The organism is Vibrio sp. TRT 21S02 (assembly GCF_050113675.1).
In the GTDB taxonomy this organism is placed as follows: domain Bacteria; phylum Pseudomonadota; class Gammaproteobacteria; order Enterobacterales; family Vibrionaceae; genus Vibrio.
Window position 1 is genome coordinate 336,125 of sequence record NZ_JBNJOI010000003.1, and the last position, 15,896, is coordinate 352,020.

Below are 15,896 nucleotides of genomic sequence, written 5' to 3' on the forward strand. Positions count from 1 at the left end.
TGATCTTGTAGATTAGCTATTTGATTATTAAGAACAAATCATGGTTTGATTTTTATTTTGGTTCCTACTTTGGTTCCTAAGAAATCTGGTAATAGGAAAAATAATTGGCCTTACTTACAAGCTGAATCAATTAACTTGTATAGCGTTTTCTGAATCTTTACCTTACCCTTAGATCCACCAGCTAGTTTAACTAGTTTATCTAGGTGTTCTTGATCCAGCTCTATCGTGCAAACAGCTAGAGAATTTTTCTTTCTGGAAAAACTATCTCTAACATATTTGGTTATTTTTTCGAAGTCTTCTTTTTCATTAGTCACATAGAGGATATCAATGATATTTCGAATGCTTGACTTTTTCTTCTCTAGATCTTCAGTTGGGCTAAGAGGTATGTATTCATATTTTTTGGTCAATATCGCATATAACCAATCTACCATCTTTTCATCTTTCTCTTTCAGTATATCCCAGTTTATTGTGGATAGTTCTCTAACCATTCTGTCATAAACTGTTTCAATAGAATCAACTATCTCTGTAAAACCTTGCTCCCCGATAAAATCTCGATGAGTACTATAGTTCTCGAGGCACTCCATTAACTCACCCCTAAAACTATCACTTTTGTTAGGACAAATTTTGAGCACACTATTTATGGCTTCAAAGTCCGTATCTATGTTTCTGGCGAGATTAAAATACTTACTTCTACGAATATTCCCAATACGATTTAGAGAACTTGAAGAGCTATCTCTAGATCCTTCTTGATGTGGTTCATCTTCATCAGTATCTCCCTTGGTATTCTCACAAGTAGATAGGTAGGTAGCAGGATAAGAAAAATAGCGTTCGTTATTCTTAACCATCATCTTAAACACAGACAAGAAAAAATAAGCGGCCCTAGTATTTTCGCTTTCTGTAACCCAAGTCAGCTTGCTTTCTACATAAGATGTCTCGGTCTTTAAATCATATAAATCTATTAATATTTGCCCAAGTTCAGCCTCAACGTCATAGTCGAGTCTTCCTTCTTTCAAGTCATCACTCGTGATGTCTAGCCTTTTAGAAACTTCTTCTGTGAAAATATTCTTGAGTTTTTTCTTGTCCAGATTATGTAAATTTTCGACTGCCGTAACATCACCTTTATCTGAATTTTTATTCAAATACCTTATGTATGTCCTAAGGTTTCTTTCGGTGTCGTTAGAGTATGCTTTGAAGCTAGAGTAACTCATTTCTATCTAAATACCATTATTAAAATAGTTAAGTTAAGTTATCAGGAAACTATCGGTTTTACGACGGAAATTAGTATGTTTTGTGACTGAAATAAGCAGGATGAGTGTCGGAATTGTGTCGGTGATATAGCGGCTATCTTTTGTTTTATGGCGATCCCTCTCAAATGTTCACTTCGGAAACTTACGTTTGTGGTGAAGGAGCTAATGGAAGAATCTATCTTTGTTCGAACTTCAACTGTATAGAAAGAATCAGTACTCTTAGTAATGCTCTATGTATCATCCTGTAAAAAATAACGGTAGCCGTTATTTCATACGAGCAGTTATATCAGAAATGAAAAGTTATGCAAAATTCATTTTATGTCAGAGTTGAATGTTTTGCCATTATCATCAGTTTTTGTGCTTTGTAAGGTACTTTTATGCTTGGTAAGCAGCAATTCGATTGAAAGTTCTCTGGGACTTTATAGGCTCAGTCGATTCATAAATCTCTGATGTCGGTTTGTCTAGTATGTATAAGCTTTAGTAACACCATTAAAAATTACATTGTCACCAATACCTATGTGAAAACAACATAGAGGTATAGACAATGAACAAGAGACACAAACGAAATCGAAACCTAGGAATAACGTATAGAAGAAGCTTTAATGGATTGCGAATAATGCAATGCGACGAAGGTGTTATCGTTAACTATCTATCTAGAATGTACGAAACTATAGACAAGGCATTAGAAGACCACCCTCGAACAACAGCGGTACGAGTTGACTTAAGAATTGGTTCATATTTAGCCGGATCTAACTCACTAGTGATATCTGAGTTTATTGCATCACTGATCTCTCAGATAGAAGCTGACTCCAAGCGAAAAAAACGAAACGGTAAGCGAGTTCATAAATGCAGGGTTCGTTATGCATGGGTAAAAGAAAAGGATACTGCGTTGAATCAACACTACCATATGGTTTTGTTTTTTAACAAAGATAGTTATGCCTTTCTTGGGAGTTATCAAAGCAGCGGTAACCTTTCCCACATGATTAAAAAAGCATGGGCAACAGCCCTTGATGTAGATGTGGAAGAGTCTTCATTTTTAGTTCACTTTCCCGAAAACCCTACGTATTACTTGAAGCGAGGTTCTGAGCAGTTCGATAGGGAGTTAGAAAGGCTGTTTTACAGGATTAGCTATTTTGCAAAAGTAAGAACTAAAGAATATGGCAATAGGAAGAAGAACTTTGGGACCAGCCGAAGGTAAACGGCTTTTCATCAATAAGGTATATCTGGTATCGGATTTAGATTGAAAAGAGAAGGTTGACTATCGTGTGAGTAGCTTAAGGCCCCCTTAGAAATGTATTAGAAACAAAGTATGAGTTTATGGTGAAAGTCGTCCTAAAATTGTCCGAACTCTCTGTTAATTTGGGTTTTGCTAATTCTACGGGACGGCCTTTCACTTTTATAGTAACAACCTAAGGCGAGGCGGTGAAGATATGAATAAATCTAAGTAAGTCTATTGTGTTTTAAGTACCACGCATAAAGCAGTGGTGGCACGAAAACTTACTTTTTTACTGTGACGGCTTTTCTCATGGGTATATACAGATAGGAGATTTCCCATGAGATTTTTAAGACTAAAAGAAGTAATGGAGAAAACAGCCCTTAGCCGTTCAGCTATCTATCGCAAAATGAAGGACGAAGGTTTCCCTACAACGATTAGCTTAGGTGATAGAGCTGTTGCATGGGTAGAAAGTGAAATCGAGGAATGGATGGAATTATGTCTCAGTAAGCGAGATAACCAAGAATCTTTTCAGTAATACAAACATCAAATCACACCATCTATAGGGCGCTGGCTAAGCAGAGTTAGGCGCCCTTTTTCTATGGCAACAAATCGACGAACTGCGTTCAAAGAAATACGGAGAGGTGTTTAAGGTCAAAGCCCGTTCAGGTGATAAAGGTAATGACATGGTATACCTGTTAGCTGTCGAAGGGGCAAAAGCTGACTAAAACGAGAGGACACTGTTTGGGAGATAGCACCTTTCAAGCGGTGTTCTATTTTTTGTTTGGAATAAATCTGCTGCATTGCAGAGTAGTAAATTCACTTAATGATTAAGTGGTTATTAAAATGAAAGAGTCCAGTGAATAAAAATCACAATGTCTACAATTTGTCCCTTGAACTGATGGTTAAAAATGCTTCAATCCCCATCACTTAGGTAGAATAGGCCACATTGAAAGTAGTGGGTGGAGTTGATTGTGGGTTATCGAGTAGTACGGCTAACTGAACTGATGACGAGTGAGTTTGGGCAAGTCGAGGGTGATATAGAGAGATTAACGGAAAAAGCACTGGGCTCAGCACTTCCTCGTGGAGTGAACTTCGCTAACTTTATGAACAAGCTTAAAAGTGGGGAACTGGCATTATTAACGGATACCCCTTCTAAGCCCGTGTTGCTCAGAGACGGAATGAGTAAATCGTGGAGCTTGTCTGCTGAAGGACAAGAGGCACTGTCGCCGGAAGCAAAGAATGCCTTTCTCTCTAGAGCTAAGATGTCTGGTGGAGCGGCTGGTGGCGCTGCGCCAAATCGAAGCTCGGCAGGTTATGCTCCCAACATTGAAGAGACTTATGTCCCAGAGCCTGTTAAGCCGGATACCTCTGATGCTCCACCGAAACTGAAATATGAGTACTGTTTTGAAGTAGCTTGTTCTGATGAGACGTTTAGAAAAAGCGTAGGCTGCTCGTTTGAGCTGGCTAAGACGAAAGAAGAAGGTGTGATAGGACGGTGGCAGACGGCGGTCACTGAACACGGTACAAAATATACCGCTTATTCTGCCGTTGATGAACCGAAAAGGTTAACGGCTAACGTAGCGGCTATCCCAATGGGTATCAGTGTGCCTCACAATGCGAAGCTTAAGCCTATAGGCTCAGGTGGAGTTCGAGAGGCGTTTATTCCTGTCGTACCTTCTGTGCAGCTAGGAGAGCGTTTAGGACTGCCTACCGAAGGTTACTACTACCATTTCTACAACAACCGTTTAGTTCAAGAGTACAAGTTGCTTGGTGATGGTAAATGGTCGTTCTATGCTACATTTTCTATTCATGAACGATTAAACGATGAGCAGGGCTACAATCGTTATCAAAGTGCTATTTTGGTTTACTGGAAGCTCGCAGGGAAAGAAGTTGAGAACCAACATCTGGTGTATTTAGAAAAGCAAATCACCCGAAATGAACTCGATAACCTTAATGACGATTGGTTAGCTCAGCATGGTATCAAGCTAGATATCAACAAACTGCTTGCTGCACCCAAGCAGCTTGTCGTCGAAAGACAAACTGCTCAAAATGTCGAAACGGCTAAAGAAGAAAGTAAACCTGAAAGGCATACCGTTGCTACAGACTCAGATACCCATCAACGAGAATCATGGGGAGCGATAGCTGAGCAATATGGCTTGCCAACCAAACAGCTTCTTGATTTGAATTCGCAGTACAATGCTGACCCAATGTCGTTGAAAGTTGGGGATACACTTATCGTTAAGGCTGTCGAGCAAGCACAGAGCTCTCCGGAAAAAGAAACCGCCTTACCTCCGCTTACTCCTTGTACCTACAGTTGCTTAGCGAATACTCATTATGCACATTCGGATGCTTTCATATCGGGAACTCAGTTTAAGGCGATAAACAGCGATAGTCTGTTCGAGAAAGAGTTGCCCGTCACGAATTTAACCACCATCACCACTGCTTCTAAAGCAACCGATTATGGTAAGGTGGCGCTGCTGGCGACTTCGGCCCATACAGCGACGACGAACGTGGGCATTCTAAGCACCAGTACGACGAATACAATGGGCGCGTGGTCAATATCAGGAGAGGCACTCACGGGTTTTGCTCGAATGGGGGGCTTTCTCGCTGCGGCCTTATGGCCTTCTCAGCTTGGTGATGGAACTTTAGAGGGGAATACAGACTTTGCCAGTGATGACACTACGACGATGCGTGTACGCTTCAATATGTACACGGACGAAAATGGCAAGCAACAAGTTGTGGGTATCAAAACGGGTGAGGGTAATGCCTATGGTGACCGTGTTGCGAAGCGCGTAGCGGTGCAACAGGGGCAACACTTTGTTGCGGAGCTAGATAACGGTATTAGTATTACGTGGACACCGGATGGCTCAACGGATGTGCTGACACCCGATACGGTTCTGCCTGAAAATGACCAGCTTGATGTTCACAATATTTGGGTTCGTCCTATCGAAGAGCATCAACAAGAGATTGGTACAGTCCTCTATCCTGAGGAAGATCTTGCTGAGTATATTGTGACTTTTCCTGCGGATGCAGGATTCCCTCCTCTCTACTTAGTATTCCGAAAAACTGCACGTGATGAATCTGGGGTAGTAACAGGAAGGGGTGAAGACATTACAGGGATCTGGCTAGAGAGAGCGAGTGAAGGGTTAGGCTCTCCAGTTCCATCGCAAATTGCTGGCAAGTTGAGAGATAAGGAGTTCAGTAGTTTTGATGCGTTTAGGGCGGCTTTTTGGATAGAGGTATCTGAAGACCCAATATTAGCTCAACAATTTATTCCTTCGAATATAAAACGGATGAAAGATGGGAAGGCTCCCCGAGCAAGATTCAAAGATACAGTTGGTGGACGTCGTTCATTTGAATTACATCACCTCAACGAAATTCAACATGGTGGGGATGTCTACAATGTTGATAACATCAGAGTTAATACACCTAAAAATCATATAAACATTCATAAGGGCTAGCGATGAGATTACATGGTAGGTTAGAAGATTATACCGAGTTAGAGTTTTTGGAGTTACTAAACATTATTATCAGCGCAGAAGGTTCTGATGAATATCAAGATGAATTACTAGAAAATTTTATCGCTACGACAGAGCATCCAGATGGCTCTGATCTGATTTATTACCCAGAGAATTCTGAAGATGGAACGCCAGAAAATATTGTTAGAATCGTCAAAGAATGGCGCTTGTCGCAGGGGTTACCTTGCTTTAAGAGTTAAGTCGCTTTTTAACAGATAACATATACCTTCAAATCAGTGCATTGAGACAAAAAAAGAATGGGGAGCAATCACGCTCCCCATTGTCATTTTTTATCGTTGCTGGTGGCATTACTTTTCTTTGACGGCTTCACAGCCTTCAGGAACGGTGATAGTTGATGCATCCTTACCTGCCTGTTTCGCCGCTTTCACATCCATTTTGTATCGAGTGCATTTGCCAATACTTACATTGACTGCACCCAAATCTGCGGATGGGTTGCCACCTAACGTTCCACCAGCGAAAGCCGTGGTGGTTTTCAAGGTAATCGCTGTGATAATAAATAAACATGATTTGTTCATAGTCGTTTCTCTCTAGTGAGTTAAATTTGAGGTGTACTGATTTCAGCGTGTTCATGCATGAACAGCTCTAGATTGAAATCAGTGGGATAGGTAAAAGAAAACGTCGATACACTCGCCTCATCAATCAAAGGCAGAGCTAGGGTACGTATCGTGTTTTGACCGGATAATCGAAAAAGCAGCAAGAGCGCGTCATATTGAACCGAGAGTCCCAGTGGTTCGATGAGCGCCTTCTCTTGCTGCAAAACTTGACTCGATATTTTGAGCATACGGTTGTGTAGTAATGCTGCGTGTACCGCATTCAACACCTGTCGTTGCTCGTCACTCCATTCACAGATATTGGGCAGTGATACATGGACTTTAGTTAACCATGCTTGCTCTTTTGAATGTGCTGAACCCTTGTGTGACAAGGGTTTGTCTCTCTCCGAGGAGGACCCTTGCCCATAATTCAGTGCATCAGGAACCAGTGGCAGTAAGTACTTGTTGGTCAGTTGCCAATAGAGCATTTCCTGCTTGTTGAACTTCAGTAATTGCTCTGAGGTTTTCCGATAAACATGAGGCATGCTCATCGAATCACACTCCACATTAAACACCTCAACAATGACTTCATCGAGGTAGCGCTTAATGCTACGCGTGGTGCGCTGGATATCGAGTAGGGCTAACTGTTGCTGCAACTCCCTGACGGTAATCCATCGATGTTGAGGAATAAGCATCAGCGTGTGCAGCAAAGCGGATAACCCTTCAATGCTGGTTTTATTGCTCATGACTACACTCTCAATACATCAAAGCTCCAAGACCGGAGGTGGACATTTAATGTCGGGAGAGTAGAGGTGAGTCAGACACATAATGTCCAACGGTGAAAAATGGCATCAATCAACAACACGAAAGCGTGAGCCGATTAACATTAACGAGGCTTATGCTTATCACTGAACTCTGCAATCGCTGCCAATAACCCAATCAACAGCACCACAAGAAAACCTAACGTCGTCAGAGTTCCGATAGCGCCAAAGAAAGGAGAGAGGGTAAACAAAGTAATAAGAGCGGTGACAAGCTTAATGGTGTTAAGGAGAAGGGAAGTCATGAGCTATTGCGGGGTGACGGCTATCTCGTTGTAAGCGTCCGTATCGACATAGGTCAGAAAGTTACTCTCCCACAACTGATAGAGCTCTTTGGCATCACGGTTACCTTGCATTGGTAGCCAGCCACGGTAGGCCATAAAGAACTGCCCAACCCGAAAATCAAAGTCCATGTTGCGCTCTAGCTCTGGATAGTAGTTTCCCATATACGCAAAGTCAGTGATGTACTCAATGCTCCATTCCCCTGTTGAGGTTTGGCAAATTGCCATTTCAACCGGATGAAAGCCGCCTTCATCCGCGCTGTAACTTTTATCGCGAAAGTTAAACACCAGATAACGGCTGGTGGTCAGTGCTTCATTACTCAGCAAGTGAGCGGTGAATTGCTCACTTAGCAGCTGATGCAGTTTCTTTGATACAGGTAGTGATGATGTAGTGAAGGTTAATTTGGACATAGTGAGTCCTCCTTGTTTCAGGATTCAAATAAGAAATAACAGAGTGGGATTTAGTGGAACGTGCCGACCATCGTCAGTTGCACGTCATCAAAGACGTTTCTGGAAAGGTGACGAGCAAAGGCTTTCATCCATACCGAGAGTAATTCTTGTACCTCTGGGTGGGATAAATCCGTGATCCCCACATCGGGTTGATAGCACCAGCGATTAGCCAGATGAAAGTAAAGCTCAGGCTCAACGGTTGTGCTGTTGTCATCGGGATAAGAGAAGCTGGCAAAAAACACCACCAGCCAAGGGCTAGTGGCTGACTCACGTTTAAACTGTACCTCTATCGGATGCAAACCTTGACGATGTCGGTAGTAACTCATCTGGCGGCAGTTCAGTACGAGTCGTTCGGCGCTCTCTGGGAGAGTGTATTGATTAAGAAGCGCTTCCAGTGACGCATGTAACGCATCATCAATGCACAGCTCTCCGTAATGTTGTTTAATCATAACCACCCCCTTTCAGTAAACGAGGTACAGGTATCACCTGTTACGATGTGGTCCAATACACGCACATCCACCAGCGCGAGCGCGTCTTTAAGTCTTTCTGTTATACGTCTATCGGCTTGAGACGGTGTTGAGTCACCGGATGGATGGTTATGGGCAAATATCACCGCTGCGGCATTCACTTCTAACACCGCTTTCACCACTTCACGTGGATAGACGCTGGCCGCATCTACGGTGCCATGAAACAGCTCTTTAAATTCAATCAGTCGGTTTTGGTTATCCAGTAGCAATAAGGCAAACACTTCACGCTCATGGCTGCCTAGCTTACAGCGCACATACTCTTTGGTTGCATCAGGATTGGTTAGGGCATCACCGCGTACGTAGCGCGTAGCCAGTATCTCTGCGGCATGCTCTAGGATTTCATTTTCCTGATAGCGTTGCTGTTTTTTGTAATCAGAAGTTTTGGGATTCATTTTAGGCTCCTGTCGGAATCAATAGTGGTTATTCACATTGATGACATATGCCTGAAGATTTTTGGATTGGGTGCCATGGTGGCTGACAGTTTGGTATTACAGCTAGTAGGAAAGCTAGAGCCGTGTGCTTAACAGCGATATTTTATTATCGAAATGTGAGATAAAGCTAAGTAATTGTTTGAACTCAAAATGGTGCAAGTATGAAATCATGTAAACTGCATCTAGGTTTCAGTTGGCGCAGGAACATAAATGGCTTCTTCAAATTTTGAATTTTTACGAGGGGTGAACGACAACTTGTATGCGATTGCATTGTCTGCTGAGCGCAATCTGCATCAAGACCCTCACACAACCTTGTTTAAAGTTCGTTTGCTATCCGAAGAGATAGTTAACTTTATTTCTCAGTTGGTTAACCTCGATCCTAAGTTATCGACATTTGATCAGTTAAAAGAGCTGGGGAACCGAGGGTTACTGGACGATGAACGTTTGGCAATATTCCACGCCTTACGTAAACATGGCAATAAGGCTGCTCATGGGTACTACAACAATCCTGTTGCGGCAGGCCATGCGTTAGAAATCTCCCACAAAGCAGCAACGATTTACTACCGAGTGAAAACTGGCGAAGCCCATTTTCAGCCTCCTGCGTACATTGCTCCTATTGAAGATAATACGGCAGATCTTGTAGAGCAGTCGAAGCAAGAAATCGCTCGTCTCAAAGAATTAATCAAGCAGCTTGAAGCTCAGAAATCTGACGATTTTCTTTTGGAAAAAGCAAACTTCGAGTCTTTGGTTGGATTTAAGCAGCAGCTCACTGTACTTGAAGCAAATGATTCATTGGCCGTCGAGCAAGCACAACGTCAAATTCGCCAACTTGAAAACCAGTTACGTGAACGTACCAGTACAGAAGCACAGACGACAACCGATGAGCAAGAAGCCAAAGTGCTCAAGCAACGTGTCGAAATCCTCAAAAACAGCCGGATTGATCTAACAGAAGAGCAAACCCGTTTCATCATTGACCAGCAATTAAGAGATGCAGGCTGGGAGGCTGATTCAGTTACCCTTGATTACCGCAAAGGTGTTCGTCCTGAAAAAGGTCGCAACATGGCGATTGCAGAGTGGGAAATGAAGGGTCACAAGCACCGTGCTGACTACGTACTATTTGTTGGTTTAACTCCCGTTGCCGCAGTTGAAGCGAAGCGCAAGCGAGCGAACGTGTCTGGCGCGATTTCACAAGCTGAACGTTACAGCCAAGCCTTTGAACCTGCTGAGGTCAGATTAACTGAAGGTGAGTTAAAGCCTGCATGGCTAGAGGCGGGTAAAGATTGTCCGTGGCTGGGCTGTGAAGGAGAAGATAGCTACAAACTGCCTTTTGTCTTTGCTTGCAACGGAAAACCTTTCTTGCGTCAGATGCAGGAGCAAAGCGGTACTTGGTTCCGAGATTGTCGCTTACCGTCCAACGCCAAGCGCGCCTGTCAAAGCTTTATGAGTCCGGCTGGCTTGTTGGATTTGTTACACCGAGACCACCAAAAAGCTCAGCAGGAAATGGCGAGAGAGCCATTCGAATATCTTGGTTTACGTCCTTACCAGAAAAAGGCAGTAATAGCGGTAGAAGAAGCTCTGGCGCAGAATCAGCGTGAATGTTTGTTGGCGATGGCAACAGGAACGGGTAAAACGCGTACCATCATTGGCCTGCTTTATCGTTTCTTAAAAGCAGAGCGATTTAAGCGCATTCTCTTCTTAGTAGACCGTTCATCGCTGGGCGATCAGGCAACCGAATCGTTTACAGAAACACGCTTAGAACAGAACCAGTCACTCACGCAGATATACGACATCAAAGAGATGGCAGAAAAGCTGCCGGAGGCTGAAACACGCGTGCATGTTGCCACCGTACAAGCCATGGTGAAACGTCTTTTTGAAGAGAAAGACAACGATGATGAAGGCGCGATCATTCTACCAGTCGATCAATACGACTGTATTATTGTTGATGAAGCGCACCGAGGTTACACCTTAGATCAAGAGTTGGGTGAAGCCGAGCTGGTGGCGCGAGATCCTAACTTGTTCCGCTCTAGTTACCGTCGAGTGCTGGACTACTTTGATGCTGTGAAAATCGGCTTAACCGCTACCCCCGCCGCGCATACGTCAGAAATATTTGGCCCTCCTGTTTATATTTACTCGTATCCAGAAGCCGTCGCTGAAGACTACCTGATTGACCACGAAACACCGATTACCTACAAAACTAAGCTCAATCAAGCAGGAATCAAGTTTAAGCAGGGTGAAGAGATCGATGTCGTCGATACACTTTCGGGTGAAGTCAGCAGCGTCGAGTTGGAAGATGAACTTAACTTCAATGTTGAGAACTTCAACCGCACTGTCATTAACGAAAGCTTTGATCGCACTGTATGTGAGGCATTGGCAGAAGATATTGACCCGACAGGGCAAGAGAAAACCATGATTTTCTGTGTCACTGATCAGCATGCAGACCGTGTAGAGCGGCTATTGGTTGAGGCGTTCCAAAACCTCTATGGCGATGATGTGCCCGCACATGCGGTGCAAAAAATTACAGGCAGTACCGATAAAGTCAAAGAAGCCATTCGTAAGTTCAAAAACGAAACCTTCCCTAGTGTCGCGATTACCGTAGACCTGCTGACAACGGGTATCGATGTACCTGAGATCTGTAACTTAGTCTTTATGCGCCGTGTTAAGTCGCGCATCTTGTATGAACAGATGTTAGGCCGCGCTACGCGTCGCTGTGATGAGATAGGTAAAACCGTGTTTAGAATTTTTGATCCTGTCGATCTGTACGCAACATTAGAGCAAGTCAACACCATGAAGCCTGTGGTGAAAAGGCCCAACATCAAGATTGAACAATTGATCGATGAAGTTTCTGATAAGCGCAATCAAGATTTGCCTGGCAGCGCAGAAGGTCGAAGCTTTGCTGATGATGCCCTTGATGAGCTGAGTCAGAGAGTGATGCGCGTTATGCGTAAAGCCCAAGCCAACGCTGAAAAAGATCCGTTACTCAAGCAAGAGCTAGAAAGTATTGAAGCAGAGTGGGGTTGTCCTGCCGATAAAATCCACCAGCAACTACATCAAGCAGGCCCGCAGCAAGCGGCGCAAATGCTGGTAAATCATGGCAACTTAGCCAGTCGCGTCGAAAGCGTGCGCAGTATGCTTAATGGCGGTAAAAAATATGTGATATCTGAGCATAAAGATGAGTTCATTTTAAGAGAGCAGAACTTTGCAGCCTACAGCAGGCCAGAAGACTACCTCACCGCTTTTGAGCGCTTTATTAAAGATAATGTAAATAACAATGCAGCTCTTAAAGCAGTGGTCAGTAAGCCAAAGGAGCTGACTCGTGCTCAGTTAAAAGAGATCCGTATTTTACTTGATCAAGAGAAGTTTAAAGAAGCGGATTTGCAAAGTGCCTGGAAGCAAACCACCAACAGAGATATTGCTGCATCGATTGTCGGGCATATTCGCCGAGCAGCACTGGGGGAGGCGCTAGTGCCTTATGAGAGGCGAATTGATATCGCTATGGACAGTATTTACGCCATGCATTCGTGGACCAAGCCCCAGCTTAAATGGTTAGAACGTATTGCTAAGCAACTCAAGAAAGAGGTGGTACTGCAAACCGAGGATATTAACCGTAGCTTTGCCCAAGACGGTGGCAGTAAAGGGCTCGATAAACGCCTAGGCGGTCAACTAGAGCAAGTATTAGAAACCTTGTCAGAGCATATCTGGCAACAGCAAGGTTAATTGAGCAAGTCGCTGCTGGTGGTATATTCATCAAACGCCACTTGTAGTGGCTACTAATGTAAACAGAATCCAAAGACTGAGTGTTATACTCAGTCTCATTATTTATGCTGCTGGCTTTTATTTTGAGTAAACAAGCCAGTATTCAGCAACCCGATTAGGACACCAAGATGAACAACAACGAAATTGTACAAAAACTTTGGAAGCTGTGTGACGTATTACGTGATGACGGCATCACCTATACCGATTACGTAACCGAGTTGGTACTGTTGTTGTTTATAAAAATGGAAACCGAACAGGCTGAAGCAGGAGTAACCGCTCACGTTCTGCCAGAAGGATGCCGCTGGCAAGATATTACAAGCCTAACGGGTATCAAACAGTACGATCACTACCGTCAAATGTTGCTTGATTTAGGTAAGCACCATGACCCACTGCTAGCGGCGATCTATGCAGGCGCACAAACTAGCCTTAAAGAGCCAAAGCACCTTAGCCAGTTGGTCACTCGTATTGATGAGCTAGATTGGTTCTCTGCCCGTGAGGATGGCTTAGGTGACCTGTATGAAGGCTTGTTAGAGAAGAACGCCAACGAGACCAAATCAGGTGCAGGTCAATACTTTACGCCGCGCCCACTGATCGACACTATCGTTAAGCTGGTTAAACCCAAAGCAGGTGAGACCATTCAAGATCCAGCCGCTGGTACAGCTGGCTTCTTGATTGCAGCGCATGAGTTTATTAAAGCGGAAACCGATGACCTTTACGATTTGGGTGAAAAAGAGCAAGACTTCCAAAAGCGCAAAGCCTACAACGGTATGGAGTTAGTACCATCAACGCGCCGTTTGGCATTGATGAACTGTTTGCTGCATGGCATTGAAGGTGAAGATGACGGGGCTATTCATCAAGGCAACACTTTAAGCGGTGAAGGAGCCAAGCTACCAAAAGTTGAGTTAATTCTCTCTAACCCGCCATTTGGTACATCGAAAGGTGGCGGCGGTCCAACGCGTGACGACTTGACGTTTGAAACAAGCAATAAGCAACTGGCGTTCTTGCAGCATATCTACCGTCACCTAAAACTAGGTGGCCGCGCCGCTGTGGTATTGCCTGATAACGTGTTATTTGAAGCAGGCGTGGGTCAAAAGGTGCGTGAAGACCTGATGCACAAATGTAATCTGCACACTATTTTGCGTTTGCCTACGGGTATTTTCTACGCCCAAGGGGTGAAGACCAACGTATTGTTCTTCCAAAAAGGCACGCCAGAAAACGATAAACAAGAGCAAAACTGCACCAAGGAAACGTGGGTATACGATATGCGTACCAACATGAACACCTTTGGTAAGCGTCGCCCACTGACTGAAAAGCACTTTGAAAGCTTTATCCAAGCTTATGGCATCGATCCAAACGGCCAATCACCACGCACCGAGGGGGTATGGCAACAACTAGGCGAGGTGGAAAGTGAAGCAGAGCAAACGTTGGATAATGCCCGTTGGAAGAAATTTAGCCGTGAATATATCCGTGACACTAAAGGCGACAGCTTAGATATCTCATGGCTCAAAGACTTAGAAGCCACCAGCGCAGAAAACCTGCCTGAGCCGGAGGTGTTAGCGGGTGAAGCGATGGCTGAGCTGACCGAAGCCATGTCTGAAATTTATCAGCTAATGCAAAGCCTTGGTGCAACGGATGAAGCCGAGCAACAAAAGCAATTGCTAGAGCAAGCCTTTGGTTTGGAAGAAAAGTCGGAGGTTGAGTGATGAGTGGGTTGCCTAAAGGGTGGGCTCTATCCAAGATAAAAGAAGCTATCTTCTTAAATGAAAAACATATTGGTGTCGATGACAGCACGGAGTGTGGCTTTGTACCAATGGCTCTTGTCCCAACTCGTTATGGTGATGCAATTGAGTTTGAAAAACGTAATTGGGAGAGGTGCAAAAAAGGTTACACGCAATTTCAAGACAACGATGTAATTCTTGCGAAGATTACGCCATGCTTTGAAAATGGAAAGAGTGCCTTAGTTACAGGTTTGCCCAATGGCATTGGTGCTGGTAGTACGGAGTATTTCGTATTACGTAGTGTAGGTAATTTAGTCCACTCAAAGTATTTACACGCATTTGTAAAAACCAAAGACTTCTTAATAAACTGTGAAACGAATATGAGTGGCTCTGTCGGTCATAGACGCGTACCAAAAGATTACTTGCTAGACTATCCGTTCCCACTAGCACCGCTCGCAGAACAAAAACGCATCGTAGAAAAGCTCGATGAAGTGTTGGCGCAAGTCGACACCATCAAGGCGCGTTTAGATGGCATCCCCGATTTACTCAAACGCTTCCGTCAATCGGTACTGGCTTCAGCGGTATCGGGGAAGCTAACGGAAGAGTGGCGTGAGCTTCAAAAGGTGTCAGTTTTATGGAGAGATATAACTTTAAAAGATGCTGCACACATTCAGGACCCCCACCCAAGCCATAGAACACCGAAAGTTGTTGAAGGTGGTGTTCCTTATGTGAGCACTGGCGATTTGCGAGAAGATGGTTCAATAGATTTTGAGGGTGCTAGGAAGGTTTCGTTCGATATTTTGAAGGAGCACAATGAACGATATACATTGAAGGAGGGAGACTTCATTTTCGGAAAAATTGGTACACTTGGGAAAGCGACAGTGCTGCCTATGGGAATCGATTACACTCTATCGGCCAACGTTATTCTAATTCAACCCGAGTTAGAGCTGACTATTCCAAAATACATTCAGTATTTCCTTTCGTCGCCAACAACGATGGAAGAAATAGCCAGGCAAGCAAATTCGACTTCTCAAGCGGCATTTGGCATCAAAAAAATGAGAGCTTTCAGTTGCTCATTGCCAACTAAGGAAGAACAAAAAGAAATCGTCCGCTTAGTCGACCAATACTTCGCCTTTGCTGACACCATCGAAGCGCAGGTGAAAAAAGCCCAGCAGAGAGTAGATAACCTCACTCAAAGCATACTTGCTAAAGCCTTCCGTGGTGAGTTGGTGCCGCAAGATCCAAGCGACGAGCCTGCCGACAAACTGCTAGAGCGCATAGCCCAAGCCCGAGCTGAGGCTGAAGCGTTAGCTAAGGCAGCCAAAAAAGTCAAAGCCGCTAAGAAGCGTGCGGCAAAAGCATAAATGATAAAACTATAAGCACGCC

General features: G+C 44.0%; 14 protein-coding genes. 7 read left to right on the top strand and 7 right to left on the bottom strand.

Going from position 1 to position 15,896, the window contains the following annotated elements:
* Window positions 1-110: 110 nt before the first annotated feature.
* Entirely contained in the window at window positions 111-1,139 is a 1,029-nt protein-coding gene (locus ACQEXU_RS05580; RefSeq protein WP_427010007.1) for a hypothetical protein, read from the bottom strand.
* A 652-nt stretch (window positions 1,140-1,791) separates the two neighbouring features.
* Here ACQEXU_RS05580 and ACQEXU_RS05585 point away from each other — a divergent pair.
* The 4 genes from ACQEXU_RS05585 to ACQEXU_RS05600 all read left to right on the top strand — a co-directional run bounded on the left by ACQEXU_RS05585 (window position 1,792) and on the right by ACQEXU_RS05600 (window position 6,181).
* Window positions 1,792-2,445 (top strand): inovirus Gp2 family protein, encoded by a 654-nt coding sequence (locus tag ACQEXU_RS05585; protein WP_427010008.1) that lies wholly within the window; start codon window positions 1,792-1,794, stop codon window positions 2,443-2,445.
* 355 nt (window positions 2,446-2,800) lie between these two features.
* Entirely contained in the window at window positions 2,801-2,998 is a 198-nt protein-coding gene (locus tag ACQEXU_RS05590; RefSeq protein WP_427010009.1) for an AlpA family transcriptional regulator, read from the top strand.
* 424 nt (window positions 2,999-3,422) lie between these two features.
* A complete protein-coding gene (locus ACQEXU_RS05595) occupies window positions 3,423-5,924 on the top strand; it encodes a T6SS effector antibacterial DNase (RefSeq protein ID WP_427010010.1) in 2,502 nt (833 codons plus the stop codon).
* Window positions 5,925-5,926: 2 nt separating this feature from the next.
* Complete coding sequence (locus ACQEXU_RS05600) at window positions 5,927-6,181, top strand: bacteriocin immunity protein (protein WP_427010011.1); 255 nt, start codon at window positions 5,927-5,929, stop codon at window positions 6,179-6,181.
* 108 nt (window positions 6,182-6,289) lie between these two features.
* Here the strand turns inward: ACQEXU_RS05600 and ACQEXU_RS05605 are convergent, their stop codons facing one another.
* From ACQEXU_RS05605 to radC, 6 genes are all read right to left on the bottom strand, one after another.
* The gene (locus ACQEXU_RS05605) at window positions 6,290-6,517 is read right to left on the bottom strand and encodes a hypothetical protein (RefSeq protein WP_427010012.1); all 228 of its coding nucleotides are present in this window, start codon (window positions 6,515-6,517) and stop codon (window positions 6,290-6,292) included.
* Between the two features lie 20 nt (window positions 6,518-6,537).
* Window positions 6,538-7,278: a WYL domain-containing protein gene (locus ACQEXU_RS05610; protein ID WP_427010013.1), complete on the bottom strand. Its 741-nt coding sequence runs from the start codon at window positions 7,276-7,278 to the stop codon at window positions 6,538-6,540.
* Between the two features lie 140 nt (window positions 7,279-7,418).
* Window positions 7,419-7,595 (bottom strand): hypothetical protein, encoded by a 177-nt coding sequence (locus tag ACQEXU_RS05615; protein WP_038156520.1) that lies wholly within the window; start codon window positions 7,593-7,595, stop codon window positions 7,419-7,421.
* 3 nt (window positions 7,596-7,598) lie between these two features.
* The gene (locus tag ACQEXU_RS05620; protein WP_427010014.1) at window positions 7,599-8,042 is read right to left on the bottom strand and encodes a DUF2787 domain-containing protein; all 444 of its coding nucleotides are present in this window, start codon (window positions 8,040-8,042) and stop codon (window positions 7,599-7,601) included.
* 50 nt (window positions 8,043-8,092) lie between these two features.
* On the bottom strand, window positions 8,093-8,530 hold the full coding sequence (locus ACQEXU_RS05625) for a DUF2787 domain-containing protein (RefSeq protein ID WP_427010015.1): 438 nt from the start codon (window positions 8,528-8,530) through the stop codon (window positions 8,093-8,095).
* A complete protein-coding gene (gene radC, locus ACQEXU_RS05630) occupies window positions 8,527-9,000 on the bottom strand; it encodes a RadC family protein (RefSeq protein WP_427010016.1) in 474 nt (157 codons plus the stop codon). The genes ACQEXU_RS05625 and radC overlap by 4 nt, the downstream gene beginning before the upstream one ends.
* Window positions 9,001-9,249: 249 nt before the next feature.
* Between radC and hsdR the strand changes: the two genes are divergently transcribed.
* The 3 genes from hsdR to ACQEXU_RS05645 all read left to right on the top strand — a co-directional run bounded on the left by hsdR (window position 9,250) and on the right by ACQEXU_RS05645 (window position 15,874).
* Complete coding sequence (hsdR, locus tag ACQEXU_RS05635) at window positions 9,250-12,753, top strand: type I restriction-modification system endonuclease (protein WP_427010017.1); 3,504 nt, start codon at window positions 9,250-9,252, stop codon at window positions 12,751-12,753.
* Between the two features lie 167 nt (window positions 12,754-12,920).
* Window positions 12,921-14,495, top strand: coding sequence for an N-6 DNA methylase (locus ACQEXU_RS05640; RefSeq protein ID WP_427010018.1), 1,575 nt, complete (start codon window positions 12,921-12,923; stop codon window positions 14,493-14,495).
* Window positions 14,495-15,874: a restriction endonuclease subunit S gene (locus ACQEXU_RS05645; RefSeq protein ID WP_427010019.1), complete on the top strand. Its 1,380-nt coding sequence runs from the start codon at window positions 14,495-14,497 to the stop codon at window positions 15,872-15,874. Before ACQEXU_RS05640 ends, ACQEXU_RS05645 begins: the two co-directional genes overlap by 1 nt.
* Window positions 15,875-15,896: the final 22 nt, after the last annotated feature.